The sequence below is a fragment of the Oerskovia sp. NPDC060287 genome, from assembly GCF_042726775.1.
Classification (GTDB): Bacteria; Actinomycetota; Actinomycetes; order Actinomycetales; family Cellulomonadaceae; genus Oerskovia; species Oerskovia merdavium.
Genome location: NZ_JBHXBO010000010.1, coordinates 13772 through 40252, shown reverse-complemented (window position 1 = coordinate 40252; position 26481 = coordinate 13772). Strand labels below are relative to the sequence as shown.

Below are 26481 nucleotides of genomic sequence, written 5' to 3'. Positions count from 1 at the left end.
ACTCCCCCCCAAACCGTTTCTTGCCCTGGGGCCGCCCGGCCGGGCCCGCCGGCCGCCGCCGGGGCGCCCCGCGCGGGGGCCGCTTCCGGGCGGGGCGCCGGGCCGGTCCGCGCGCCTCTCAGTCGGCGAACCCGGCGGGCAGGGGCTGGGCGTGCACGACGACGAGCCGCTGGGTGGGCCGTGTCATGGCCACGTACAGGTCGGAGGCGCCCGAGGTCCCGGCGAGGATCTCGGCCGGCTCGACCAGGACGACGGCGTCGAACTCGAGGCCCTTGCTCTGCGTGGGGCTCAGGACCGTCAGGGCTGCGGCGAGCGCGCCGGGGAGGGCAGCGGCCGGACCGGTGAGCAGCGGCGTCGAGCCGTGGGCCTCGACCAGCCGCTCGCGCACCTCGGTCACGCGCCCGGCCGGTGCGACCACCGCGACCCGGCCCGCGCCGTCGGGCCCGACGAACTCCGCGAGGGCCGCACGGACCCGCGCGACGACCTCGTGACCCACACCTGCCCTGCCCTCGACCGGGGCCAGGACGAGCGCGCCCGGGACGTCGCGCGCCGAGGTGAGCGACGACGTCGGGAGGCCCGACGCGGCCGCGAACCGCTGCGCCGTGTCCGCGATCTGGGTGGGTGTGCGGTAGTTGACGGTCAGCGTCGCCTGCCGCCACGCGTCGCGCAGCAGCGGGTCGAGCATGCTCGCCCAGGACCGGGCGCCCGCGAGGGAGGACGTCTGGGCGACGTCGCCGACGATCGTCATGGACCGCGTGGGGCACCGACGCACCAGGGCGCGCCACGCCATCGCGGAGAGCTCCTGTGCCTCGTCGACCACGACGTGCGCGTAGGTCCACGTACGGTCCTGGGCGGCCCGCTCGGCCGTGGTCAGACGCGATCCGCCGCCGCCGAAGCGGTCGGCGAGGATCTCGGCACCGACGATCCCGCCGCCGGCCCCCGAGGACTCCAGGACCTGTCGTGCGTACTCGAGGTTCGCCGCGCGGTCCGCGGCCTCGGCCTTGGCCTGGGCGCGCGCCGCCTGGTCGTCCTCGCCCAGGAGCTCGGCCGCCTCGTCGAGCAGCGGCACGTCGGCGGGCGTCCACGGAGAACCCTTGGGACGGGCGAGAGCCGCGCGGTCCGCACGTGACATGTCGGGTGCCGCCTCGGCGAGGCGGTGCGGCTTGACGAACAGGTCCTCGATCAGGCGCTCGGGAGTCAGCGGCATCCAGGCGAGGTTGAGCGCGATCCGGATCTCGCGCTGGCGTCGCAGGTCGTCGATCACCTCGGCCCGCTCCTCGGGCGCGACCGGCCCGCCGAGCTCGGCCAGGTACTGGTCGGCGAGCCGGCCCAGCATCTCGCGGACGAACGGGACCCGCGCGAGGTTGTGCGGCTTGTGCGTGCGGTGGGCCTTGGCGATCGCGTCGCGCACGTCGGAGCGTCGGACCACCAGGTCGTGCCCGTCGATGCGCAGGTGCTGGTCCTCGGCGGGCACGCGCTGGCGCGCGCGGACCGCCCGCTGGACGATCCTGGCCCAGGACGCGCGGCCCTTGATGCGGGCCACCTCGGGGGACTCCTCGCCGTCCGCGACGAGTCCTGGGAGCAGCTCGGCGATCGTCGTGCTCACGACCCCGGTCTCCCCGAGCGAGGGCAGGACCTGGTCGATGTAGTGCAAGAAGGACAGGCTGGGGCCGACCAGCAGGACGCCCGAGCGCTCGAGCAGCCGGCGGTGGGCGTACAGCAGGTAGGCCGCGCGGTGCAGCGCGACGGCGGTCTTGCCCGTCCCCGGTCCGCCCTGGACGACGAGCGCTCCCGCGAGCTCGGAGCGGATGATCGCGTCCTGCTCGGCCTGGATCGTCGCGACGATGTCGCCCATCCGGCTCGTCCGCCCGGCCGCCATCGCGGCGAGCAGGGCTCCCTCGCCCGAGAGCGAGGACTGCGGGGCCGCGTCGGACGACAGGTCGAGGACCTCGTCCTCGAGCCCGGTCACGCTGCGTCCCTTGGTCACGAGGTGCCGACGGCGTCGCACCCCGTCGGGGTGGGCGGCGGTCGCCCGGTAGAAGGCCTGGGCGGCAGGGGCCCGCCAGTCGGTCAGGATCGAGGCGTGGTCCTCGTCGGACAGGCCGATCCTGCCGACGTAGCGCGTCGTGCCGTCGTCGAGGTCGAGGCGCCCGAAGGTCAGGCGTTCCTCGACGGACTCGAGCTGAGCGAGCCTGTCCTCGTAGAGGGTCGCGAACGCGTCGCGCTCGCTGCGGTTCTGGGGGGAGCCCGAGGGGCCGCCGCGGCGGACGCCTGCGAGGCGTGCCCGGGTCGCGGCACGGAGCTCGTCGAGGCGGCCGTAGAGCGTGTCGACGACGAGCTGCTCCTTGCCGATCTCCTCCTGCCGTCCGGAGGGCTGGTGGTCCGGCGTGGCCGGGACCTGTCCGTCCGGAGCCCGTGTCCTGCTCGTCCGGTCGCTCGTCTCGCGCACCCTGATCCGTCCTGTCCTCTGGTCCCACGTGGCCCGCTCGCGCACCCCCACGATGCAGCCGTCCATTATTGCCGATCCGCGCGGTCTCGGGTGCCATCCGACCGAGGCGCGGACCGGGGCGCGGACCTGCCGCTCGCCCGTCGGTGCCGGTGTGCCCGGCACGCCGGGCGGCGCAGGAGGTCCGTCCGCATCCCACCGCGAGGCAGCGCTGTCCTCTACGATCGGGAACCATGGCGAGAGTGGGGAGTGCGCGTCGTGGTGACTGACCCGGTGCCGCCCCGTGCGCAGGACGGGGCCCCTGACGTCCTGTCGCCCGAGGACCTGCTGCGGGTCCTGCTCGTCGAGGACGACGACGGGGACGCGATCCTGGTCGAGGCGTTGCTCGAGGACGCGAGCGTCAACGTCGAGCTGCACCGCGCGACCGCGCTCGACGCCGCCCTGGAGAAGCTCGGCATGCACGACGTGCACTGCATCCTCCTGGACCTCGGTCTGCCCGACGCGGTGGGCCTGTCCGCGGTCGAGCGGCTGCAGTCGCGGCCGAACCCGCCGGCCCTCGTCGTCCTGACAGGGCACACCGGGATCGACCTCGGGGTCCAGGCCGTGGCGGCCGGCGCCGACGACTATCTCGTCAAGGGCGAGGTCGACGGCGACCTCCTCGGCCGCTCGGTCCGGTACGCCGTGCAGCGGCGTCGTTCCAAGGAGCAGCAGCGCGCGCTGTACCGCAGCGAGGTCCGCGCCGCGGAGACGGCGCGCCTCGAGCGTGCCCTCCTGCCCAAGGCACTCGTCTCGGACGAGCGGATCGCGGTCATGGTCGGCTACATCCCGGGGGGCAACGGGCTGCTCGGCGGCGACTTCTACGACGCCGTCGAGCGCAGCGACGGGAGCGTCCTGTGCCTGATCGGTGACGTCGCGGGGCACGGACCGGACGAGGCCGCGCTCGGGGCGACGCTGCGCACGGCGTGGCGCACGCTCGTCCTGTCGGACGTCGCCCCCGACCAGATCCTGCCGCTCGTCGAGCGCGTCCTGGTACCTGAGCGTGCCCGCCCCGAGGTGTTCGTCACGCTGTGCCAGGTCGTCATCTCCGCCGACCGTTCCGGGGTCGACCTCTATCTCGCGGGGCACATGCCGCCGCTGCTCCTGCAGGACTCGTGCTCGGAGCTCCCGACGACGTCGCGCGGTCGGGCGCTCGGCATCCCCGTGGGCGGGGGCTGGAGCGCCGAGCACGTGGAGCTCGAGGCGCCCTGGGCGCTCATGCTCTACACCGACGGGCTCATCGAGGCGACCCTGGCGGAGGATCCGGCGGTCCCCGGGACGGGCTTCGTCCCCGGGGCGCCTGGTCGCCGGGAGCGGTTGGGGGTCGCGGGGCTCCTCGCCGCGGTCGACACGGAGATCACGCACGGGGGCGAGGGGCTCGTCGAGCGCGTCTTCCGCCGCGTCCGAGACCTGCACGGCGGGCCGCTGGCCGACGACGCGGCGGTCCTCGTCGTCGGGTGGGGCGGACCGGACCAGGCAGCCCGCGGCGAGCGGACCGCGACCCTCGCAGACTCCGACGAGTGGTCGCAGTGACGACAGGCCCGGCGGCGGCGGGGGGAGCGCCTGCCGAGGGCGAGCCTCGTGCAGCCTCCGCGAGCCCCGCGACGCCCGCGCCGTCCCCGACCCGCACCGACGCTGCGGACGGCAGGCGGCCGGGCACCGACCGCGAGCCCGAGATCCTTGCGGGGACCGCCCCACAGGGCGCGTCCCTGCGGCGCCGTCTCGGTGTCCTCCTGGTGGTCGCCGCGGCGATCCTCCTCGCGGTCCTCGTGACCTCGGTCGTCGCGCTCGTCAACGTCGTGCGCATCCAGGACGAGGTGACCAACCCCTACTTCACCGCCATCACCCAGGCCGACACGGCCTACATCTCGCTCGTCGACGCCGAGTCGTCGGTGCGGGCCTTCCTCGCGACGGGGGCCGAGGTCAACCTCGAGCCGTTCGAGCGCTCGATCGGCTCGGACGGCTCCGTGTCCCTCCACGACGACGCGACGTCGGAGGTGCTCTCGGTGTCCCCTCCCGTGGCGGCCGCGCTGGACCGGGCGTCGACCGCCATCCACGAGTGGGCGCTGGGGTACGCCCTGCCGTCCGTCCAGAAGGTCCAGGACGGCGCCCCGGACGCCGTGACGACCGACGACAAGCTCGAGGGCGCCCGACTGTTCGACGACGCCCGGGTCGCGACGAGGGACTACATCACCGTCCTGCGTTCCGTCCGGTCGGAGAAGGTCGAGGCGCTCGAGAGCTGGACGCAGGTGCTGTTCGGTTCGGTCGTCGTCCTCGTCCTCGCTGCGCTGCTCGTGGGCGCGGTCCTGTGGAGCGTGCTCAAGCGATGGATCACCGAGCCCGTGACCTCCCTCGCCCACCAGGTCCGGGTCGTCAGCGGCGGTCGGCTGCGGCAGCCGGTCGCGGTCAGCGCACCCGGCGAGATCGGGGCGCTCGCGATCGACATCGAGCACATGCGTCAGGAGCTCGTGAGCCAGGTGGCCGAGATCCGCGCCTCGCACGAGGAGGTCGAGCTCTCCCACGAGCTGCTCGCGGCCCAGGCCCAGGAGCTCGAGCGGTCGAACCGTGACCTCGAGCAGTTCGCCTACGTCGCCTCGCACGACCTCCAGGAGCCGTTGCGCAAGGTCGCGTCGTTCACCCAGCTGCTGCAGAAACGGTACGGCGGACAGCTCGACGACCGCGCGGACCAGTACATCGAGTTCGCGGTCGACGGCGCCAAGCGCATGCAGCGGCTGATCCAGGACCTGCTCGGGTTCTCGCGCGTCGGGCGGACCGGGACCGAGCGGGTCCAGGTCGACCTCGAGAAGGCGCTCGCGGTGGCCCTGTCGGACCTCGAGGACAAGATCGCCGCGACGGGAGCCGTCGTGACGCACGACCCGCTCCCGACGGTGCGGGGAGAGAAGGCGCTGCTCGAACAGCTCCTCGTCAATCTCGTGGGCAACGCGATCAAGTTCCGCGACCCGGAGCGTCCGCCGGTCGTCCACGTCGGCGTCCGGGCGAGCGAGCGCTCGTGGGAGCTGAGCGTGGTCGACAACGGGATCGGGATCGACGCGCAGTACGCCGAACGGGTGTTCGTCATCTTCCAGCGGCTGCACCCCAAGGACGTCTACGAGGGGACGGGGATCGGCCTCGCGCTGTGCAAGCGGATCGTGGAGTACCACGGCGGCCGCATCTGGCTCGAGCCGACCGAGGGCGGCGGGACGACGGTCCGGTTCACGATCGCGCACGCCTACGATCCCTCCGCCGCGGGCCACCGGCCCTCGCCGGACGCTCCGTAGCCGACCGGGCCCGCGACCTGGCGCCACGTGCTGAGACGTGGAGGCACGCTCGTCGACTAGGCTCGCGGCGTGGCCCCGGAGGACCGGGGCGACCTGGGGACGACGGACTGCGGGGACACGGCATGAGCAACGGGCACAAGGTGATCGACGTCCTGCTGGTCGAGGACGACCCGGGCGACGTCCTGATGACGCGTGAGGCGTTCGAGGACCACAAGGTCACGAACCGGCTCTCGGTCGTCAGCGACGGTGTCAGCGCGATGGCCTTCCTGCGCAAGGAGGGGGAGTACACGGACGCGCCCACCCCGGACCTGATCCTGCTGGACCTGAACCTCCCGCGGATGGACGGGCGCGAGGTCCTCGGCGAGCTCAAGTCGGACCCGGCCCTCCGGCAGATCCCCGTGGTCGTGCTCACGACGTCGGAGGCCGAGGAGGACGTCGTCCGTTCCTACTCGCTGCACGCGAACGCCTACGTGACCAAGCCCGTCGACTTCGACCGGTTCATCGACGTCGTCCGTCAGATCGACGACTTCTTCGTCACCGTGGTCCGCCTCCCCGGTCGCTGAGACGACAGGCGACGCCCCGAGCAGGTGCGTGCCGGCGTGCTCGCGCCCCGTGGCACGGCACGCTCCGGGCGTACCGAGGGGAGGGCCTCGTGCCGGGAAGGTTCCGGCGGTGCGTGGTGTTGTCCTGATCGAACCGCCGACGAGCGGGCTGCGCGGGGACCTCGACGGTCCCGGTCGGCTCCCCGCCCCGGCGGGCGGCAGGGATCGCACGACGACGGAGGAGCTTCTGGTGTTGGACCCACGAGGGATCTACGAGGTGGACGAGGCCGCGGTGGCGCGCGTCCTGCCCGCGGCGACGCATGCACAGGAGGGGACCTCGCTCCGCGCGGTCGGCCCGGTCCTGCTGCACTCGGTGCGCGGGTTCGTGGACGCCGGCACGGCCGGTGACCTCGCGGTCGAGCACCTGCTCGAGGAGTTCGAGGTCACACGCCTGGTGACGTTCGACGTGGACCAGCTCCTCGACTACCGCTCGAAGCGCGTGACGATGGTCTTCGATGCGGACCGGTGGGCCTCGTACGACGAGCCGTTCCTCGCGATCGATCACGTGCGCGACGCAGAGGGGACGGGCTTCCTGCTCCTCCACGGTATCGAGCCGGACCTCCAGTGGGAGCGCGTGGTCGCTGCGCTGCGCGAGCTCGTGCACCGCTTCGACGTCTCGCTCGTCGTGGGCTTCCACGGCATCCCCATGGGCATCCCGCACACGCGTCCCCTCTCGGTGACGGCGCACGCGACCCGGCGCGAGCTGATCGAGGACCACACGTCGTGGTTCGGCACGGTCAAGGTCCCTGGCTCGCTGGCCGCGCTGCTCGAGCTGCGTCTCGGGGAGTCGGGGCACGACGCCCTGGGGTTCACGGTCCACGTCCCGCACTACCTCGCGCAGTCGCCGTTCCCGCCGGCGGCGGTCGTCGCCCTCGAGAACGTCCAGCGGTCGACGGGTCTCGACCTGCGCGTCGCGGCGCTCGCGGACGCGTCCCAGGAGGCCGTCCAGGAGGTCGAGCGGCAGATGGCCGAGTCCGAGGAGGTCACGGCCGTGGTGCGCGCGCTCGAGGAGCAGTACGACGCGTTCGCCCGCTCGGTGGGCCGCACGAGCCTGCTCGCGGACTCCGCTCCCATCCCGACGGCGGACGAGCTCGGGGCCGAGTTCGAGCGCTTCCTCGCCCAGCAGGGTGGCGAGTGACCGGTCCCTCGCGGAGGTTCTGCGGAGGTTGTGGGGACGAATCACGGTATTTCCCGGCGTTTGACGTGGCGAACCTCACCTTGACCGTGCAAAACTAGGTCTCGTTGCAGTGACGTGCTCGAGACATGCCTTCGCGTGAACCGGTGTCGACGCAGCAGGATCCCGGTCCGCCGGGGTCGTGCCTGTCCAGCCGGCGGTCGCCACGACCGGAACCACGCGGAGCGGGTCGTGGGTCCGGCTGCGACGGCTCGATGAACGGGCGAAGGGTCCGTTCGCGGATGTCCCCCGGTTGGACAGAAGGTACGAGGAACAGCATGGCGCAGGGTTCTGTGAAGTGGTTCAACGCTGAGAAGGGCTATGGGTTCATCGCCCAGGACGACGGCGGAGCCGACGTCTTCGTCCACTACTCGGCGATCGAGGCCCAGGGCTACCGGTCGCTCGAAGAGGCTCAGCGTGTCGAGTTCGAGATCACCCAGGGGCCCAAGGGCCCGCAGGCGGAGAACGTCCGCCCGCTCTGATCTCCCTGATCTTCTCCCGGTTCTCGCGAGCCGGATCCGGAGGCCGCACCCCCAGGGGTGCGGCCTCCGGTGTCATGAGGTCCCAGGCCCGACGACGTCGCGCGAGGCCGCGTCGGACGCACCTGGGCGGGTGGCGCCGTCGGGCACGGGGAGCGGGAGATCGTCCTCGAGCGGGACCGCCGTGCCCGTGAAGCGTCGTACCTCTTCCCCGGCGAGGAGGGTCGCGGGGACCGGGAGGCTGCGCAGGGCGCGCGCCAGGCCCGGGTCGTCGAGCCCGAACGGCACGGGGTCGTCCTGGGCCGCCTGGTTCTCGTCGGCGGAGGTCGCGTCGTCGACCGGGCGCACGACGACCAGGACGAGGTTCCCGTAGCGGCGCCCCTTGAGCTGACCCGGTTCGGCGATCAGTCCGATCCGGCCCTCGGTGGTTGCGCCCGTCGAGAACGGGGTGAGGGCCGCGGCAGCGGTCGCGAGCTCTCTGCGGACCAGCGCGAGCGGCGGTCGGTCCGCGCAGTTGGCGAGGTAGACGCCGCCGGGGCGCAGGACGCGCAGCGCCTCGCGGACGAAGCCGACCGTCGTGACGTGCGCGGGAGTGGTGTCACCCGCGAAGACGTCGCGCACCACGACGTCGACGCTCGAGTCCGGCAGCGTCGCGAGCTCGGCCCGTGCGTCTCCGGCGCGCAGCCGGAGCCGCGGTGCGCGGGGGAGGGCGAACCACTCACGGACACGGGCGACGAGGTCGGCGTCGAGGTCCACCGCGATCTGGCGCGAGTCCGGTCGTTCGTGCTCGACGTAGCGCGCGAGCGTGCAGCCTGCCGCGCCGAGGTGCACGACACGCAGCGGTCCTGCCGGGAGGGCCCCCAGGACCGCGGCCATCTGCTGCATGTACTCGAACGTCAGGAGGCCCGGGTCTGCGAGGTCCAGGTGCGAGCTGGGGACGCCGTTGACCATGAGCGTCACGCCCGTGCTGCCGTCCGGGTCGGGGACCAGCTCGGCCGTCCCGGTCGACGTCTGGACCTCACCCGCGGGGAGCTCGTGGACGCTCTCCGCACCGCGAGGCCGGGTGCCGCCTCGAGCCCGCCGAGGGGCCGGGGAGGGCTCTGTGGGTGCCGAGGTGGATGCTGGGGAGCGACGGGACGTCCGTCGGGAGGACTTGCGAGGCATGGGTCCACCGTAGGGGCATCGCGCGGGCGGGTCGGCGTCGGACGGGCGGACGGCCCGCCCGGACGGATTGACTTTCGTCGAACAGGTGTTCGATAGTTGACTTCGGAGGTGTTGAGATGACTACGCAGCACAGGGTCTCGCCGGGTGCGCTCGCCCCTGACGTCGCTCGGCTCCTCGCGCGGGCCGACGCCGAGATCATCGCGGCGAACCTCGCGGCAGACCCGGCAGAGCGGTTCGTCCACGCCCACCTCGGGGCTCTGCGCGCCGCTGCGGCGGTCGTCGCGCTGCGGGGCAGGCCCTCCGCGCGCTCCCGGGCCCGCTCGGTCTGGGACCTGCTGGCCGTCGTCGAGCCTGGTCTCGCGGCCTGGTCGGTCTACTTCGCGGGCGGGGCACGGATCCGGGCGGCGGTGGACGCCGGGAGGTTCGACGCGGTCGACCCTGGGCGCGCCGAGGAGATCATGGTCTGCGCCGAGGACTTCCGTGACGAGGTCGCGATGATCATCGACCCGGACGCAGGGTTCGTCCGGCATCCCACGCTCCGGGTCGTGGCCTCGTGACGGGCAGGCCCCTCCTCGAGGGGGCAGGTGTTCCGTGAGCCGCGGCCCGCGCTCCGCCCAGGCGCACCGGGACTGGGGGACGGACGAGACGGGGTGCTCCGTCCTGCACGTCGACATGGACGCCTTCTTCGCCTCGGTCGAGCTCCGCCGTCGACCTGAGCTGAGGGGGCGCCCGGTCGTGGTCGGCGGGTCGGAACGCAGCGTGGTCCTCGCGGCCACGTACGAGGCTCGCGCCTTCGGCGTCCACTCGGCCATGCCCATGGCTCTCGCCCGGAGGCTGTGCCCGCAGGCCGTCGTGCTTCCTCCGGACCACCGGGCGTACCAGGAGGCCTCGCGGGCGGTCATGGAGATCGTCCACGAGGTCACGGCGCTGGTCGAGCAGATCAGCATCGACGAGGCCTTCCTCGACGTGAGCGGAGCCCGGCGCCGGCTGGGTGCCCCCACGGTGATCGCGAGGAACCTCCGTGAGCGCGTGCAGGCAGAGGTGGGCATCACGTGCTCGGTGGGGATCGCCACGACCAAGTTCGTCGCGAAGCTCGCCTCGACGCACGCCAAGCCCGACGGCATGATGCTGGTGCCTGCCGCCGCGACCGTTCCGTTCCTGCGGACGCTTCCGGTCGGCGCGCTGTGGGGCGTGGGGGAGCGGACCGAGAAGCTGCTCGCCGACTGGGGCATCACGACGGTCGCCGAGCTCGCGGACACCGAGGTCTCGGCCGTGCAGGCGGCCGTGGGCAAGGCCGCGGGCGCGCACCTCCACGACCTCGCGTGGGGCAGGGACCCGCGTCCCGTCGAGCCCGGGCGTGCCGAACGGAGCATCGGTGCCGAGACGACCTTCGAGCACGACCTGTACGACTCCGCGGTGATCGGCTCGGCCCTGCTGGGGCTCGCAGACCGGTGCGGCGCGCGGCTTCGGCACCAGGGGCTCGTGGCACGGACCGTCAGCGTCAAGGTCCGAACGTCGGACTTCCGGACCTTCACGCGTTCGAGGACCCTGCGCGCTCCGACGGACGTCGCGCAGGAGATCCACCAGGTGGCCCGCGAGCTCGTCGAGTCGGTGGACCGCAGGGGTCTCCCGGTGCGGCTCGTCGGGGTGAGGGCGGAGAACCTCGAGGCCCGGAGCACCTCGACGCTCCAGCCCACCCTCGACGAGGCGGTGCAGGAGGAGGCAGGGACGCGGCGCGCGGCCGAGGAGACGCTCGACCGGATCCGGGACCGTTTCGGGGTGAATTCGATCGGTCCGGCGTCCACCCGTCGACGCTCGACTACCACCAGGGCGGATGTCGATCTATCCTGAGAGGGACACACTTCAACTGCTGACACCCGGGGGTGCCCATGCCTCTGTCTGAGTACGAGCAGCGCGTACTGGAACAGATGGAAAGAGCGCTGACCTCGGATGATCCGCGGTTGGCGACCACACTTCAGTCCACGCCCCGCAAGTCCGGCCTGCGCTATGTCGCGGCAGGGATCGGCGTGGTCGGCGGACTCCTCCTTCTCGTCGTCGGGGCGGCCACGGCCAACCCGTGGCTCGGGGTGGCCGGGTTCGTCGTGATGTTCGCGGGGGTGGCCTTCGCCTTCTCCGCACCGCGCAAGCGCGCGAGCGGCCCGGTGGGCGTCGTCGACGGAGACGGGAAGGTCACGCCGCCCCGCGGCACCACCAAGAGCTCACCCTCCGGTCAGGGCTTCCTCACCCGACTGGAAGAGCGCTGGGACCGTCGACGTGAGCAGGGCGGTCGCTGAGTCCCTCGCGGACGCCGGTGACCACCTGCTCGAGCAGCGAGGTGAGCGTCTCCGCCCCGGGCGACTGCCAGGTGCGGGCGTAGCGTTCGGCCTCGACGGCTGACGTGAGCGTCACCAGCGCGTCCGTCGTCGACACGGGAAGCTGCCTTCCGGTGCGTGCGACCACCTGGGCGACCACGAGAGCCGGCACGTTGCGCAGCGTCGCCGAGGCGGGCCAGCGGATGTCCAGGTCGCCGAGGCGTTCTGTGAGTTCTGCCCAGGTGCTCTCGACGTCCGGCGTGGAGTCGGGTTCTGTACGACGGCGCACGATCAGCCAGGCGAGCGCCGACAGTGCCAGGAGGACCGCCAGGGCGCTCGCGCCGATGATCCAGGTCCGCTGCATGCCGTCCTGCGTGTTCCCGGTCCCGCTGCTGAGGTCGGGAGCAGGGCCGGTCGTGGGTGCTGTGGTGTTGGGTGCGTTCGGCGTCGCGGCGTTCGTCGGGACCTCGCCAGGATCCGCAGGTGCCGGCGCGTTGTTGGCGGCGAGGAGAGGGTCGGCCCACGAGGGGACCGCGCCCGCCTGGACCGCCGGTGTCGGTTCGAAGCGCACCCAGCCCTGGCCGGGGAAGTAGAGCTCGGGCCACGCGTGCGAGTCCTTGCCCGTGACCTCGAAGAGGTTGTCGCTCGTCCGCTCGCCGGGCAGGAAGCCGACGGCCATGCGTGCAGGGATCCCGATGGACCTGGCCATCATCGTCATCGAGGTCGCGAACTGCACGCAGTAGCCCTGTCGGTCCTGCAGGAAGTTCCACACGGTGTCGTCGGTCTGACCGTCACCTCGCTGGCGCGCAGCGCCTGGGCGGTCAGGTCGCGCGGGTGCACCACGAAGGAGTACTCCATCCCTGGCTCGGTCGCCTGGTTCCCCGTGACCTCGTCGCGGGCGTCGTCGTAGAACCACTCGCCAGGGGCGGCGACCGACCGGGGTTCGGTCGGCAGGACGAGCCGTTCGTCGCGCAGCGTCCGGAGCGTGACGTCGACCTGGCGAGGCTCGCCGGCGGCGGCGCCCGCGTCGTCGGGCCACAGGATGTTCGACTCCTCGACCTGGGGGCCCTGGCGGGCGTCGCCGCGTCGCCAGTTGCGCCCGTCGAACCCGGTCAGCGTGAACATCCGCAAGGGTCCGACGTCCGTGCTGCTGGTGTCGTTCGCGCGGTCCTCCGGGAACTCGTAGGTCAGGGCGACCTCCTCCGAACGGGCCTTGAGGTTGCTCTCCATGTCGAGATCGCTGGCCAGCCGGACGGTGGGGCCTGCGCTCGTGAAGAAGGCCGTCCACGGCGACCGCACGATCTGGGGGAGCGCGCCGGCGGCGGAGCCTGCCACGAGGGCGACCAGCGCGATCGCGAGGGTCGCGGCGAGCGTGGTGCTCGCGCGCAGCGCCCGGGTGGCACGGTCGACGGTCTGGACGGCCGCGCCGGAGGTCCGGCGGACGGCCCGGTGCGGGTTGTCGACGGCGACCAGCAGGAGCAGCGCTGTGACCGTGACGACGAAGACGGCGGGCGGGACCGAGCCCTCGATGACCAGCGGAGGGATCCACAGGGCCAGCAGGGGCAGGCCGGCGGCGGCAGGAAGCCGGAGCCCACCCGCGATCAGGTCGGTCAGGAGGAAGACGAGGGCTGCACCGCCGACGGCGATCAGGACGAGGGGGAACGACGGTTCGATCGGTGAGGTCTCCGTGGCGATGAGCTGTCGGCCCGCCGCGAAGCGGGCGAGGACCCTGTCGAGGCTCGCGCTGCTGATCGCCAGGTCGATCCCACGGGACGTGACCCCGCCGAAGACGGCCAGCAGCCCCCAGGCACCGACGAGCAGTCCCGCGACCGTCGGCACGAGCGAGCGTGCACGTGCCGAGGAGGCCGACGGGCCTGTCTCGAGGAGCGCTCGGGTGGCCCAGGTGACCAGACCGAGGACCAGCACGAAGACGGTCCCGGTGCGGGTCCACGTCCCAGGCCCGATCAGCACGGTCAGGGCGTGGAACGACGCGACGGTCGCGACGAGGACCAGCGCGGTGGTGGTCGTGGTCCGCACCAGGTCGGCGCGCCGGGTGCTGATGGTCGGGGTGGTCACCGGTGCTCCTCCATGAGCCTGTCCCAGGCCTGGTCGATCGATGTGAGCTGCGGGTCGACGTGCACGGCGTGCCACCCCGTCGCGCGCAGCGCGCCCAGCGACTCCTCCAGGTCGGGCGAGTCGTGCGGCCCGACGACGAACGCCCAGTGGTTCCCGTCGCCCGCCATCGCGGCGACCGCCTGCCGGGCGAGCGGCCCGAGGGGCGCGAGGATCGCGACCGTCAGCTCCGCGGGGCGCCTGGTGCTGCGCAGCGCGTCGGCGGTCGCGATGAGCCCGGCCTCTGCGTCCCGACGGCTCGAGTGACCCTGCAGGTCGACGGTCTGGTCGAGGAGCTGGGCCGTGCCCTCGGACCGGCGTCCGGGCGAGTACGGGATCGCCTCGACCGCTGGGGCGCCCGTCGAGGCGACGAGGCGGACGGGGTGACCTGCGGCGAGCAACGAGACGCCGACGGACGCGGCGGCCTCGACGGCCCACTCCCCGTCCTCGGCTGCCGACGTGGACCGGGCCGTCCCCGGCGGCGGGAGGGTCGACCGGTCGAGGAGCACGGTCACGGGCGGCATCCCGGCGCTCTCGTCCGTGCGCACCATGAGCTGTCCGCGCCGGGCTGCGGTCGCCCAGTGCACGCGGCGCGGGTCGTCGCCCGCGACGTAGTCGCGCAGCACGCTGTCGTCGCTCGACGACGTCCGCGCGCCGTGGGCCGAGCGCGCGAACTCCCCGAAGGCGCGTGCACCGCGCACCGAGAGGTCGGTCGTGCGTGGCCACACGGTGACGGTGCTCGGTGCGCCCAGGGGCTGGGCCGCGCGCACGAGGCCGAACACGTCGACGCGGCTGGTCAGCACGGGGCCGAGGGCCCAGCGTCCGCGGTGCTGGGGGCGCAGGCGGTAGCGCACGGCGATCCGATCGGGGTGCGTCACGACCTGAGCGCGCAGTGCGTCCTGCTCGCAGAGCTCCCCGGCGGCCTGCTCGCTGATCTGCAGGCGTGCGAGCCGCCCGAGCGCCGTCGCCGTCGGGTGGACGGGGGCGACGACGAGCCGGGTGGTGACCTGGTTCCCGCGGACCGCGGGGTCGGGCTCGACCTTGCGGCCGACCTGGAGGGCGCCACGGCCGCGGTCGATGCGACGCACGGCCATCCACACCCACGACGAGAGGACCGCGAGGGCCCCGGCCGCCCCGAGCCCCACGACGTCGCGCAGCCCCAGAGCCGATCCGACGGCGATCAGCACGATGCCCGCGCCGAGGACGGCGCTGCCTCGGACGGTGGGCCGGACCCGGGCGAGGCCTCGCGGGCGCCGGGGCAGCATGCGGGCGCCCGGCATGTCAGCGGCTGTCCGTCGACGTGTAGGCGGGGATCGGTGTGCGCTCGACGATCGAGGCCACCACGTGGGCGGCGGTGTGGCCGGCCAGGCGGGACTCGGTGGACAGGATCAGCCGGTGGGCGAGCACCGGCTGGGCGAGCAGCTGGACGTCGTCCGGCAGGACGTGGTCACGCCCCGCCATGGCCGCGACCGCCTTGGCCGCGCGGAGCAGCTGGAGGGAGGTGCGAGGTGAGGCGCCGAGCTTGAGACCGGGGTGCTCGCGCGTCTGGGTGACGAGGGCCAGCACGTACCTCTTGACGGCGGGGGAGGCGAAGACCGAGCGGGCGACCTGCGCGAAGCGCAGGATCGTCGCTCCGTCGACGACGGGGTCGATGTGCTCGAGCGGGGTGTCCGACTCCTGGCGGTCGAGCATCTCGAGCTCGGCCTCGACGTCCGGGTAGCCGACCGTGAGGCGTGCCATGAAGCGGTCGCGCTGTGCCTCGGGCAGAGGGTAGGTGCCCTCCATCTCGACCGGGTTCTGCGTCGCGACCACGAGGAAGGGGCGGGGGAGCGGGTGAGTCGTGCCGTCGACCGTCGTCTGCCCCTCCTCCATGCACTCCAGGAGGGCCGACTGCGTCTTGGGCGACGCACGGTTGATCTCGTCGCCGATGACGATGTTGGAGAACACGGGTCCGGGGCGGAACTCGAAGTCGTGCGTCTGCGTCCGGTAGATGTTGACGCCCGTGAGGTCGCTCGGGAGCAGGTCGGGCGTGAACTGGATACGGCCCACGTGGCAGTCGATGGTGCGTGCGAGCGCCTTGGCGAGGGTCGTCTTGCCGACGCCGGGCACGTCCTCGAGCAGGAGGTGCCCCTCGGCGAGGAGCACCGCGACGGTGAGGTGGACGAGCTCCGGGCGTCCGGAGATCACCGACTCGATCCGGGAACGGATCCGACCGGTCGCCTCGACGAGCTCGCCGAGCGGATCGAGGCCGTCACGGGACGGGGGAGAGGTGTAGTCGGTGAGCACGAGAAACCTCCGTTGGCCACGCTCGGTGTGCGGACTCGCAAGCCTAGTTGACCATTGTCCCCACTCTCCTCCCCGTCCGGATCTCGAAATGCGTCGAGCTGCCGTGCACGGGGCGGACGAGCCGGGCGAACGTGAGGAAACGCCAGCCGGCACAGGTTCGTCCGCGTCCGGAGCCCCACCGTGTCCTCCACCGTCTGACCTGCGGAGATTGTGCGAAGAGGGGTGAATTGGCGGTGATATCCCGGGCTTCGTGGAGGCATGTGGAGTACTGTGGAGGAAGTGGGAGCAGGAGGGGAGGGCAAGGCGGATGAGCGAGTTGTTCAGCGGTTCCCCGAGCCTGCTTCTCGGCACCTACACCCCCCGTCTGGACGACAAGGGTCGCCTCATCCTCCCCGCGAAGTTCCGCAGCCAGCTCGCGCCCGGGCTGGTGATGACCAGGGGGCAGGAGCACTGCCTCTTCCTCCTGCCGATGGACGAGTTCCGACGCATGTACGACCAGATCCGTCAGGCCCCCGTCACGAGCAAGCAGGCGCGGGACTATCTCCGGGTCTTCCTCTCGGGCGCGAGCGACGAGATCCCGGACAAGCAGGGGCGGATCTCCATCCCGGCTCCGCTCCGGGCGTACGCAGGGCTCGACCGGGAGGTCGCCGTGATCGGCGCCGGCACCCGGGTGGAGATCTGGGACGCCTCGGCGTGGTCGACCTACCTCGCCGAGCAGGAGGCCGGGTACGCCACCACGGCGGAGGAGGTGCTTCCCGCCCTCCGCTTCTGACCGGCAGCACGACCGCACGACGACATGAAGAGCTGGACGACGAGGACCTGACGCTCCCGCAGGACGAGGCCTCCTCCCGCCCGGTCTGGCGCACTTCCCCGGTGCCAGAACGGACGCGGTGGGAGACCTGGTCCGGCGGCGCGGAACGGATCCACCGGCACCACGGCACGACAGGCAGACACCGAGGACCATGCATCACCCCACGAGCACCACGACGAGCACCGACCAGGAAGGAGGCGTCATGTCCACACCTCGCAGCACGTCAGGAGCGGGAGCGGAGGACCGGCACGTCCCGGTGCTCCTCCAACGGTGCGTCGACCTCCTCGCGCCGGCCCTCGTGGCCCCCGGCTCGGTCCTGGTCGACTGCACGCTCGGCATGGGCGGGCACACCGAGGCCGTCCTGGAGCAGATCCCCACGGCCCGGGTGATCGGCATCGATCGTGACACGCAGGCCATCGCGCTGGCCTCCGAACGGCTCGCCCGGTTCGGTGACCGGTTCCAGGCCGTGCACGCGGTCTACGACGAGATCGGCGACGTGATCGCCGACCTCGGCCTGCCGTCCGTCCAGGGGGTGCTGATGGACCTGGGCGTCTCGTCGCTGCAGATCGACGAGTCGGAGCGTGGCTTCTCCTACGCCCACGACGCGCCGCTCGACATGCGCATGGACGCGACCACGGGTCTCACGGCCGCCGACGTCCTCAACACCTACGACGAGCGCGACCTGGTCCGGATCCTGCGGGAGTACGGCGAGGAGCGCTTCGCGCAGCGCATCGCCCGCGCGGTGATCCGCCGCCGAGAGGTCGAGCCGTGGACCCGCAGCGCGGCGCTCGTGGACCTCGTGCGCGCCAACATCCCGGCCGCGACCCGCAAGACCGGCGGCAACCCGGCCAAGCGCACCTTCCAGGCGCTGCGGATCGAGGTCAACGGCGAGCTGGAGGTACTCGAGCGCGCGGTCCCGGCCGCCGTCGAGGCGCTCGCGGTCGGTGGGCGCATCGTCGTCGAGTCGTACCAGTCCCTCGAGGACCGCATCGTCAAGCGTGAGCTGGCACGCGGTGCGACGTCGAGCGCGCCGGCGGGTCTGCCCGTCGAGCCCGAGACCCACAAGCCGTACCTGAAGCTGCTCGTCCGTGGGGCCGAGGAGGCCCCGGCCGACGAGCTCGAGCACAACCCGCGCTCGGCGTCGGTGCGCCTGCGTGCCGCCGAACGGCTGCGTCCCACACCTGATCACCTGCGACACCGCAACCGAGGGGAGAAGCACTCATGAGCTCACGACAGGCTGCGGCGCGTCCACTGTCGACGCCGGCCCCCGCTCCAGCCCGCCGCGCGCCCCTCACTGCGCTCCCGGGTGGTGCCGCCGGGCGTTCCTCGCGCCCGCGGCTCGAGGCGGTCCGTGCGCCGCTCCAGGTACGTTCGCGGATTCCGTTCCTCGTCCTGTGCATGTCGATCCTCGCTGCGGCGCTCCTGGGTGCTTTGCTGTTGAACACCACGATGGCCAACGGCTCGTACCAGATGTCGAAGCTCCGGACGGAGGCAGGTGTGCTCGAGCAGGACACGCAGGCTCTCGACGCCCAGCTCCGCGCGGCCCAGACGTCGCTGCCGGACCGTGCGGTCGCGCTCGGGATGGTCGAGTCGGACGTGACCACGATGCTCCGCCTCTCCGACGGTGCGGTCATCGGCGCCCCGGAGGCGGGAAGCGCGCCGTGACCGGTGGGACGGGGCGCAGGACCGGCGAGAGCTCGCCGCGTCCTCCCGCGTCGTCCCGGACGGCGGCCACCAGGAGCACCGGCTCGGCCCACCAGGGCACGGCTCGCCGTTCTCCGGCCCCCTCGCGCGAGGGTGGGTCTCGGAGCCCGGACGGCACGGGAGGCGCTCGCCGCACCTCGGCTCCCCGGGCGGAGCGGGGCGCAGGGGCGGGGACCGCGAGCCAGCGCGACCGGGCCGGCAAGGCCGCCACCGGCAACCCGACGGGCACGCCGCGCACGACGGGCAAGGCACGGACGACCGGGAAGACACCGACGACCGGGAAGCCGGCCGTGACCGGCAAGGTCTCCACGGGGAAGCCCCGAGGCGCCTCGACCTCCCCCCGGACGACAACGCTCACGCCGCGTGCCGGAGGCGGGTCGGGCGGCGGACGAGGCGTGGGACGACCTGCGACCGCGGCCGTCGCCAGTCCTGCGCGGCCGGAGAAACGGCAGCGCTGGGTCATGGCCGTCGCGCTCCTGGTCCTGCTCGTCTTCGCCGGCCGCCTCGTCTACCTGCAGGTCGTCATCGGCCCCAGTCTCGCCGCCAGCGCAGAGGCGACGCGTACCCAGTCCCACGTGACCCTCGCGCACCGCGGTGACATCACGGATGCCGACGGCGTGGTCCTCGCCACGTCGATCGACCGGTACACGGTCTCGGCGGACCAGGCGACGATCCCGGACTTCGTCCCCTCGAAGCGGCACACGATCGACGGGAAGGCGGTCGAGGAGAAGGGGGCCGTCGGGCTGGCCAAGCTGCTCGCACCGATCCTGGACCGCTCCGCCCCCGAGCTCGCGGCCGAGCTCAGCGGGACCAACGGGCGCGTGAACCGCAACGTGCTGCTGGCCAAGGGCGTGGTGCCCGAGGTCCAGCGGCAGATCGCCGAGCTCGGGGTCTCGGCCTACATCGGCACGCGGCTCACGACGACCCGGACCTACCCCGCGGGGACCACCGCGGGCAACATCGTCGGGTACGTGGGCGAGGACGAGACGACCGAGAACGTGATCGGCCGCGGCGGGATCGAGGCCGCCTACGACGACCTGCTCACCGGCACACCGGGCAGCGAGAGCTTCGAGCGCGCGGGCGGAGCCGGCGGGGTCCGGATCCCGGGCAGCACGCAGGAGACCGTCGAGGCCGTCCCGGGGAGCTCGGTCGCCCTGACCCTCGTGCGGGACATCGGCTGGAAGGCGCAGGACGCGGTCGACAAGGCCGTGGCCGAGACCGGGGCCGACTACGCGATCGCCGTGGTGCAGGACGTGAAGACCCAGGAGGTCCTCGCGCTCGCCGACTCGGGGGCGATCGACCCGAACGACCGGTCCGACGCGCGCGTCGCGGACGGCAGCCGTGCGGTCAAGGACGTGTTCGCGCCCGGATCGACGGGCAAGGTCATCACGATGGCCGCCGCGATCGAGGAGGGCCTGGCGACCCCCGCGAGCCAGTACGAGGTGAACGACACCTACACGACGGCCAACGGGCAGTCGTTCCGTGACTCGCACTCGCACGCCATGGAACGCATGACCCTGGCGGGCATCCTCGCGCAGTCCTCGAACACCGGGACGGTCATGGTCGGCCAGGACATCCCCCGGCAGCAGCGCGAGGACTACCTGCGCAAGTTCGGCTTCGGTGCCAAGACGGGCCTCGGCCTCCCCGGCGAGTCCGCGGGCATCCTCGGATCGTCGGACGGCTGGGACGGGCGCAAGGAGTACGAGGTCCTGTTCGGGCAGGGTATCGCCGTCAACGCCGTGCAGGCCACGAGCGTGTTCTCCACGATCGCGAACGGCGGGGTGCGGGTCGCACCGACGCTGCTCAAGGGCACCACGGGGCCCGACGGCGTGTTCGTCCCCGCGCCGGTGCGGGAGACCACGCAGGTCGTCTCGGAGTCGACCGCGGACCAGGTCCTGCACATGATGGAGGCCGTCGTCGAGGAGGGGTCGGGCACCGAGGCGGCGATCGAGGGCTACCGGGTCGCAGGCAAGACGGGCACGGCGGAAGAGGTCGGGGCGGGTGGCGGCCTGACGGACATCATGGCCTCGTTCATCGGTGTGGCCCCCGCGGACGACCCGCAGTACACGGTCGCGGTCTTCCTCAAGAACCCTCGGACCAACATCTTCGGCGGCATGGTCGCGGCGCCGGTGTTCAAGGACCTGATGAGCTTCACGCTCCAGAACCGGAACGTCCCCCCGAGCTCGTCGGTCGAGGCGCCGTACCCGACGACCTGGTGACGGGCGGGCCCGAGGCGAGGTCCGCCGTCGGCGCGGGCGCGCACGCCGAGCGCCGCCCAGGGTTCGCTCGGCCGCACGGCGACCCCGAGGGGCCGTCCCGGCCCCTGGGCAGGCCGGCGGGAGTTCGGCGTACCCTGCCACGGCCGCGCGTGAAGGTCCCGTGAAGTACCGGGTCCGGGCCCACCAGCCGACCGGTGGGGACCACGATGCACGGTAAGTTCTACTCGTGACATCCCCGATCGACCGCCTTCGTCCCACCGCGTCCGCACACCACTCCGCTCAGGACCTCGCGACCACCTTCGAGCTCACGGTCGGCACCGGACGAACGGCCCCCGACGCCGGTCCCGGCGCGCTCGCGGGCGTCGAGATCTGGTCGGTGGCCTCGGACAACCGCGTGGTGGCCGACGGCGACCTCTTCGTCGCGCTGCCCGGTGCGAGCGCGCACGGCGCGACCTTCGCGAGCGGTGCGATCGACCGCGGCGCCCGCGCCGTCCTGACGGACCCGCGCGGTGCCCTCCTCCTCGACGAGGCGGGCGAGCGTCGGGTCCCGGTCCTCGTGACCGACGACCCCCGGAACCTCCTGGGCCCGGTCGCCGCCTGGGTCTACGGGGCGCCGGCCGAGCACCTGACGACGTTCGCCGTGACGGGCACCAACGGCAAGACCACGACGACGTACCTGATCGACCACGTCCTGCGTGCGCTGGGCTGGAAGGGCGGCCTGATCGGCACGGTCGAGATGCGCTCGGGCGACCGCGTGCTCCCGAGCCGGCTCACCACGCCGGAGGCCGCGGACCTGCAGGCGCTCCTGGCCACCATGCGCGAGGACGGCGTGGGCACGCTCGCGATGGAGGTCTCCTCGCACGCGCTGTCGCTGCACAGGGTCGACGGCATCGTCTTCGACGTGGCCGGGTTCACGAACCTGAGCCAGGACCATCTCGACTTCCACGGCGACCTCCAGGAGTACTTCGACGCCAAGGCCGCGCTGTTCACCCCGGAGCACGCCCGTCGCGGCGTCGTCGTCGTCGACGACGCCTGGGGCCGGCGCATGACCGAGGCGGCGACGATCCCCGTCGCGACGCTGTCGGTGGCGGGCGAGGGGACGGACGCGGACTGGACGGTCACGGACGTGGTCGCCGACGGCGCGGCCGGCAGCGCGTTCACGCTGCGGCACCGCGACGGCCGGGAGATCCGCACGACGACGGCGCTGCCAGGGGGCTTCAACGTCGCCAACGCGGCGCTCGCCCTCGCCATGGTCCTCGAGGCGGGAGCGGACGTGCGCGACGTGCGCGCCGCGCTCGAGGCCGCAGGCGGTGTCAGCGCGGCCGTCCCCGGACGCATGGAGGTCGTGGGTACGTCCCCCCGCGTCGTGGTGGACTTCGCGCACAACACCGACGCGCTCTCGCTCGCGCTGGCCGCGCTGCGTCCCACGACCGAGGGGCGCCTGGTCGTGGTGTTCGGTGCCACGGGTGACCGCGACAAGGGCAAGCGCCCGCGCATGGGCGCGGTCGCGGTCGAGGGCGCCGACGTCGTCGTCGTGACCGACGACGACCCGCACGGCGAGGACCCGGCCTCGATCCGTGCCGAGGTGCTCGCCGGGGCGCTCGCCGCGCGGGACGTGGTGGACGGTGCGCACGCACCGGGAGCGCCGGCGAGGACCGTGACCGAGGTCGCGCCCCGGGCCACCGCGATCCGTGACACGATCCGGGAGGCCGGTCCGCAGGACACGGTGCTGATCGCCGGCAGGGGCCACGAGGTCTGGCAGGAGATCGCCGGGGTGGACCATGCCCTGGACGACAGGGTGGAGGCGCGGGCCGCACTGGCCGAGCGCGACGAGACGACGAAGGAGCACGGAGCATGATCGAGCTGACTGCGGCGGAGGTCGCCGCAGCGACCGGAGGACGGCTCGCCGCCGACCCGGACGTGAGGGTGACCGGCTCGGTCGTCATCGACTCCCGGCTCGCGGGACCCGGAGCGCTCTTCGTGGCGCTGCCCGGTGAGCACGTCGACGGGCACGACTACGTCCCCGTCGCGGTCGGCAACGGCGCTGCGCTCGTCCTGGCAGCCCGTGACGTCGACGCCCCCGCCGTCGTGGTGGAGGACGTCCAGGCCGCCCTCGGGGCCCTTGCGCGTGAGGTCCTGCGCCGGCTGCGCTCGACCGGCGACGTCAAGGTGGTCGGCATCACCGGCTCGGTCGGCAAGACGACCACCAAGGACCTCCTCGGGCAGCTCCTGACGCCGCACGGGCCGACGGTCGTGCCGCGCGGCTCGTTCAACAACGAGATCGGCCTGCCGCTCACGGTGCTCGAGGCCGACACCTCGACCCGCTTCCTCGTCCTCGAGATGGGGGCCAGCGGCATCGGTCACCTGACCTACCTGACGCAGATCGCGCCGCCCGACGTCTCGGTCGTCCTCGCCGTGGGCAGCGCCCACCTGGGCGAGTTCGGCGGGATCGAGGCCGTGGCCACGGCCAAGGCCGAGATCGTCGCGGGCCTCGTCCCGGGCGGTACCGCGGTCCTCAACGCCGACGACCTGCGGGTCGTCGCGATGGCCGGCGCCGCTCCGGGCCCCGTCGTGACGTTCGGGACCATCCCCACGGCGGACGTGCGCGCCGAGAACATCGGCATGGACCGCTCGGGCTGCGCGTCGTTCGACCTGCGTGTGCGCGGTGCCGAGCCCGTGACTCACCCGGTCCAGCTCCGCCTCGTGGGCGAGCACCACATCTCCAACGCGCTCGCGGCGGCCGCCGCGGCGATCCAGGTGGGGATCGACGCGGGGACGGTCGCGGCCGGCCTGAACCAGGCGACCGCAATCAGCCCGCACCGCATGGCCGTCACGCAGCGCCCCGACGGCATCACGGTGATCGACGACTCCTACAACGCGAACCCCGACTCGATGCGCGCCGCCCTCAAGGCGCTCGCCGTCATGGCAGGGCGCGAGCGGCGGTCGGTCGCGGTCCTGGGCGAGATGCTGGAACTCGGACCCGACTCGCGCGCCGCTCACGACGAGATCGGCCGTCTCGTGGTCCGATTGAACATCAAGCTGCTCGTCGTGGTCGGTGACGGTGCCGGCGGCATCCACGACGGCGCCACCCAAGAGGGGTCCTGGGGCGATGAGACTCGGTTCGTACCTGACGTCGAGGCGGCCTCCGCGCTGCTGCGCGACGAGCTCCTGCCCGGCGACGTGGTCCTGGTGAAGTCCTCGAACGGCTCGGGCCTGTGGCGCCTGGGCGACGAGCTCGCGGGCGAGGTGCGCGCATGATCGCGATCCTCGTCTCCGCGTGCGTCTCGCTGCTCGTCGCGCTCCTGGGCACCCCGCTCTTCATCAAGTTCCTGATCCGTCGCAACTACGGCCAGTTCGTCCGCCAGGACGGCCCGACGGCGCACTTCACCAAGCGTGGGACGCCCACCATGGGCGGGGTCGTCATCATCGGGGCGACCCTGATCGGCTGGGCGATGTCCTACGTGGTGTCCTCGATCGTCTCGGAGACACCCCGGACCCCGAGCATCTCGGCGATCCTGGTGCTGTTCCTCATGACCGGTCTGGGGCTCGTCGGGTTCTTCGACGACTTCACCAAGATCCGCAAGCAACGGAGCCTCGGCCTCTCGCCGCGCGCCAAGATCATCGGCCAGGGCATCGTGGGCATCACGTTCGCGGTGCTGGCCCTGCAGTTCCCCAACGAGAACTTCCGCACGCCGGCCTCGACGCACATCTCGTTCCTGCGGGACACCAACCTGGACCTGGCCTTCGCGGGGGCGACGATCGGTCTGATCCTGTTCGTGCTCTGGGCCAACTTCCTCATCACGGCCTGGTCGAACGCGGTCAACCTGACGGACGGGCTCGACGGCCTGGCCACGGGGGTCTCGATCATCGTCTTCGGCTCCTACATCCTGGTGAGCATCTGGCAGCTCAACCAGAGCTGCCAGGTCATCGAGGCCGCGGGGCCTCGCTGCTACGAGGTCCGTGACCCGCAGGACCTCGCGATCGTCGCGGCCGCGATCATGGGCGCGTGCGTCGGGTTCCTGTGGTGGAACGCGAGCCCCGCGAAGATCTTCATGGGCGACACGGGGTCCCTCGCCCTCGGCGGCGCCCTGGCCGGCCTGACGATCCTGTCCCGCACCGAGATCCTCGCGGTCATCATCGGCGGGCTGTTCGTCCTCATCGTGCTCTCCGACGTGATCCAGATCGGCTACTTCAAGATGACGGGCAAACGCGTCTTCAAGATGGCCCCGCTGCACCACCACTTCGAGCTCTCGGGCTGGGGAGAGGTCACGATCGTCATCAGGTTCTGGCTGATCGCCGGGCTGTTCGCAGGGCTCGGCCTCGGGATCTTCTACGCCGAATGGGTGGTCAGCTAGTGCCGGAGGACTCCGTCCCCTCTCCTGCTCCGCTCGGCCTGGCCGTCCCGTGGGCACAGGCCCGGGTCCTGGTCGCGGGGCTCGGGGTCTCCGGGCGTGCGGCCGTCCGGGCGTTGCACGACGCGGCGAAGGTGGCCTCGGTCCTCACGGTGGACCGTTCGGCGTCCGACGCCGACGTGCAGGACGAGTCGGGTGTGGACCTGGGCCAGGTCGACCTGGTCGTGGCCTCCCCGGGGTGGGCGCCGTCGTCGGCCCTGCTGGTCGCCGCACGCGAGGCGGGCGTGCCCGTCTGGAGCGAGGTCGAGCTGGCCTGGGCGCTGCGCGTCCCGCGCGCGGACGGGTCGTACGCGCCGTGGCTCGCGGTCACGGGGACGAACGGCAAGACCACCACGGTCGAGATGCTGGCCTCGATCCTGACCGCGGCCGGCCTCCGGACGGCGGCCGTGGGCAACGTCGGCACCCCTGTGGTCGTCGCCGCGCTCGATCCGGGGCTGGACGTCCTCGCGGTCGAGCTCTCGAGCTTCCAGCTGCACTTCACGCACAGCATGTCGGTCCAGGCGGGGGCCGTCCTCAACGTCGCGGCGGACCACCTCGACTGGCACGGCTCGCTCGACGCCTACGCCGCGGACAAGGGCCGCATCTACGAGCGCGCCCAGGTCGCGTGCGTCTACAACGTCGCCGACCCTCGCACCGAGCACCTCGTCCGCGAGGCGGACGTGCTCGAGGGGGCTCGCGCGATCGGGTTCACGGTCGGAGCGCCTGCTCGCGCCCAGCTCGGGGTCATCGAGGACGTCCTCGTGGACCGCGCGTTCCACGCGGCGCCCGACGACCCGGCTCGCCACCGCAGCGCCCAGGAGCTCGCGACGTTCGCGGACCTGGCCCACCTCGCGGGTCCCGGGGGCACCGTCCCGGTCCACGTGGTCGCGGACGCGCTCGCGGCGGCAGCCCTCGCGCGCGCTCACGGCGTGAGCGCACAGGCGGTCCGCGACGGCCTGCGCGCGTTCCGTCCGGGGGCGCACCGCATCCAGCGTGTCGCGGTGGTCGACGGCGTGACGTACGTCGACGACTCGAAGGCGACCAACCCGCACGCCGCCTCGGCCTCGCTCGGCGCCTACGAGGCCGGCACGGTGGTCTGGATCGCGGGCGGCCTCGCCAAGGGGGCGACGTACGACGAGCTCGTGCGCGCGCGTCTGTCCCGCCTGCGCGCCGTGGTGCTGATCGGCGCCGACCCGGCACCGATCGCGGGGGCACTGGCCCGACACGCACCCGACGTCCCCGTGGTCCGCATCGATCCCGGTGACACTGGGACGGTGATGCAGCGAGCCGTCGAAAGAGCCCGGGACCTGGCGGTCCCCGGGGACACCGTCCTGCTCGCCCCCGCCAGCGCGTCGATGGACCAGTTCTCGTCGTACGCCGCCCGGGGCGAGGCGTTCGCGCAGGCCGCACGGTCGTTGGTAGGCGCCGAGACCACGCTGGGAGGGTAGTCCGGTGGCCCAGACGACG

22 protein-coding genes are annotated in these 26481 nt (G+C 72.7%); 16 read left to right on the top strand and 6 right to left on the bottom strand.

What is annotated here, in order from left to right; translation table 11 throughout:
- Positions 1-118: 118 nt before the first annotated feature.
- Positions 119-2515 (bottom strand): HelD family protein, encoded by a 2397-nt coding sequence (locus ACFWFR_RS01945; RefSeq protein WP_377620818.1) that lies wholly within the window; start codon positions 2513-2515, stop codon positions 119-121.
- Between the two features lie 189 nt (positions 2516-2704).
- On the opposite strand from ACFWFR_RS01945, the gene ACFWFR_RS01940 reads away from it, so the two are divergent.
- From ACFWFR_RS01940 to ACFWFR_RS01920, 5 genes are all read left to right on the top strand, one after another.
- A complete protein-coding gene (locus tag ACFWFR_RS01940) occupies positions 2705-4015 on the top strand; it encodes a PP2C family protein-serine/threonine phosphatase (protein ID WP_377620817.1) in 1311 nt (436 codons plus the stop codon).
- Positions 4012-5760, top strand: coding sequence for an ATP-binding protein (locus ACFWFR_RS01935; protein WP_377620816.1), 1749 nt, complete (start codon positions 4012-4014; stop codon positions 5758-5760). The genes ACFWFR_RS01940 and ACFWFR_RS01935 overlap by 4 nt, the downstream gene beginning before the upstream one ends.
- 122 nt (positions 5761-5882) lie before the next feature.
- On the top strand, positions 5883-6323 hold the full coding sequence (locus tag ACFWFR_RS01930; protein ID WP_377620814.1) for a response regulator: 441 nt from the start codon (positions 5883-5885) through the stop codon (positions 6321-6323).
- A gap of 229 nt (positions 6324-6552) precedes the next feature.
- Positions 6553-7500: a proteasome assembly chaperone family protein gene (locus tag ACFWFR_RS01925; protein WP_377620813.1), complete on the top strand. Its 948-nt coding sequence runs from the start codon at positions 6553-6555 to the stop codon at positions 7498-7500.
- 314 nt (positions 7501-7814) lie between these two features.
- Positions 7815-8018 carry a cold-shock protein gene (locus ACFWFR_RS01920; protein ID WP_056648823.1) on the top strand — a complete coding sequence of 68 codons (204 nt, stop codon included), beginning with the start codon at positions 7815-7817 and terminating at the stop codon, positions 8016-8018.
- A gap of 72 nt (positions 8019-8090) precedes the next feature.
- Here the strand turns inward: ACFWFR_RS01920 and ACFWFR_RS01915 are convergent, their stop codons facing one another.
- A complete protein-coding gene (locus ACFWFR_RS01915) occupies positions 8091-9179 on the bottom strand; it encodes a spermidine synthase (RefSeq protein ID WP_377620811.1) in 1089 nt (362 codons plus the stop codon).
- Between the two features lie 116 nt (positions 9180-9295).
- Between ACFWFR_RS01915 and ACFWFR_RS01910 the strand changes: the two genes are divergently transcribed.
- Genes ACFWFR_RS01910 through ACFWFR_RS01900 form a run of 3 tightly spaced genes read left to right on the top strand, consistent with a single transcriptional unit; the run spans position 9296 to position 11473 of the window.
- Positions 9296-9736: an SAV_6107 family HEPN domain-containing protein gene (locus ACFWFR_RS01910; RefSeq protein ID WP_191803993.1), complete on the top strand. Its 441-nt coding sequence runs from the start codon at positions 9296-9298 to the stop codon at positions 9734-9736.
- 34 nt (positions 9737-9770) lie between these two features.
- Positions 9771-11030, top strand: a complete 1260-nt coding sequence (locus ACFWFR_RS01905) for a DNA polymerase IV (RefSeq protein WP_377620810.1) — start codon at positions 9771-9773, stop codon at positions 11028-11030.
- Positions 11031-11068: 38 nt separating this feature from the next.
- A complete protein-coding gene (locus tag ACFWFR_RS01900) occupies positions 11069-11473 on the top strand; it encodes a DUF3040 domain-containing protein (protein WP_191804111.1) in 405 nt (134 codons plus the stop codon).
- On the opposite strand, the gene ACFWFR_RS01895 is transcribed toward ACFWFR_RS01900, so the two are convergent.
- The 4 genes from ACFWFR_RS01895 to ACFWFR_RS01880 are packed head-to-tail and all read right to left on the bottom strand — an operon-like array spanning position 11421 to position 15889.
- Positions 11421-12227: a transglutaminase family protein gene (locus ACFWFR_RS01895; protein WP_377620809.1), complete on the bottom strand. Its 807-nt coding sequence runs from the start codon at positions 12225-12227 to the stop codon at positions 11421-11423. The genes ACFWFR_RS01900 and ACFWFR_RS01895 overlap by 53 nt on opposite strands.
- On the bottom strand, positions 12206-13567 hold the full coding sequence (locus ACFWFR_RS01890) for a DUF3488 domain-containing protein (RefSeq protein ID WP_377620807.1): 1362 nt from the start codon (positions 13565-13567) through the stop codon (positions 12206-12208). The genes ACFWFR_RS01895 and ACFWFR_RS01890 overlap by 22 nt, the downstream gene beginning before the upstream one ends.
- Positions 13564-14883 (bottom strand): DUF58 domain-containing protein, encoded by a 1320-nt coding sequence (locus ACFWFR_RS01885; RefSeq protein WP_377616584.1) that lies wholly within the window; start codon positions 14881-14883, stop codon positions 13564-13566. Before ACFWFR_RS01885 ends, ACFWFR_RS01890 begins: the two co-directional genes overlap by 4 nt.
- A gap of 1 nt (position 14884) precedes the next feature.
- A complete protein-coding gene (locus ACFWFR_RS01880; RefSeq protein WP_191804001.1) occupies positions 14885-15889 on the bottom strand; it encodes a MoxR family ATPase in 1005 nt (334 codons plus the stop codon).
- Positions 15890-16226: 337 nt separating this feature from the next.
- Here ACFWFR_RS01880 and mraZ point away from each other — a divergent pair, with 337 nt between their 5' ends.
- The 8 genes from mraZ (at position 16227) to murD (ending at position 26462) form a co-directional block, all read left to right on the top strand.
- The gene (gene mraZ, locus ACFWFR_RS01875) at positions 16227-16661 is read left to right on the top strand and encodes a division/cell wall cluster transcriptional repressor MraZ (protein ID WP_191804113.1); all 435 of its coding nucleotides are present in this window, start codon (positions 16227-16229) and stop codon (positions 16659-16661) included.
- A 241-nt stretch (positions 16662-16902) separates the two neighbouring features.
- Positions 16903-17925, top strand: a complete 1023-nt coding sequence (gene rsmH / locus ACFWFR_RS01870) for a 16S rRNA (cytosine(1402)-N(4))-methyltransferase RsmH (protein WP_191804003.1) — start codon at positions 16903-16905, stop codon at positions 17923-17925.
- On the top strand, positions 17922-18365 hold the full coding sequence (locus ACFWFR_RS01865) for a hypothetical protein (RefSeq protein WP_377620806.1): 444 nt from the start codon (positions 17922-17924) through the stop codon (positions 18363-18365). The genes rsmH and ACFWFR_RS01865 overlap by 4 nt, the downstream gene beginning before the upstream one ends.
- A gap of 500 nt (positions 18366-18865) precedes the next feature.
- Entirely contained in the window at positions 18866-20623 is a 1758-nt protein-coding gene (locus ACFWFR_RS01860) for a penicillin-binding protein 2 (protein WP_191804007.1), read from the top strand.
- A 226-nt stretch (positions 20624-20849) separates the two neighbouring features.
- Positions 20850-22481, top strand: a complete 1632-nt coding sequence (locus ACFWFR_RS01855; protein ID WP_377620805.1) for a UDP-N-acetylmuramoyl-L-alanyl-D-glutamate--2,6-diaminopimelate ligase — start codon at positions 20850-20852, stop codon at positions 22479-22481.
- Positions 22478-23881 carry a UDP-N-acetylmuramoyl-tripeptide--D-alanyl-D-alanine ligase gene (gene murF / locus ACFWFR_RS01850; protein ID WP_377620803.1) on the top strand — a complete coding sequence of 468 codons (1404 nt, stop codon included), beginning with the start codon at positions 22478-22480 and terminating at the stop codon, positions 23879-23881. Before ACFWFR_RS01855 ends, murF begins: the two co-directional genes overlap by 4 nt.
- Entirely contained in the window at positions 23878-24978 is a 1101-nt protein-coding gene (mraY, locus tag ACFWFR_RS01845; RefSeq protein ID WP_191804013.1) for a phospho-N-acetylmuramoyl-pentapeptide-transferase, read from the top strand. The genes murF and mraY overlap by 4 nt, the downstream gene beginning before the upstream one ends.
- Complete coding sequence (gene murD / locus ACFWFR_RS01840) at positions 24963-26462, top strand: UDP-N-acetylmuramoyl-L-alanine--D-glutamate ligase (protein WP_377620801.1); 1500 nt, start codon at positions 24963-24965, stop codon at positions 26460-26462. The genes mraY and murD overlap by 16 nt, the downstream gene beginning before the upstream one ends.
- Positions 26463-26481: the final 19 nt, after the last annotated feature.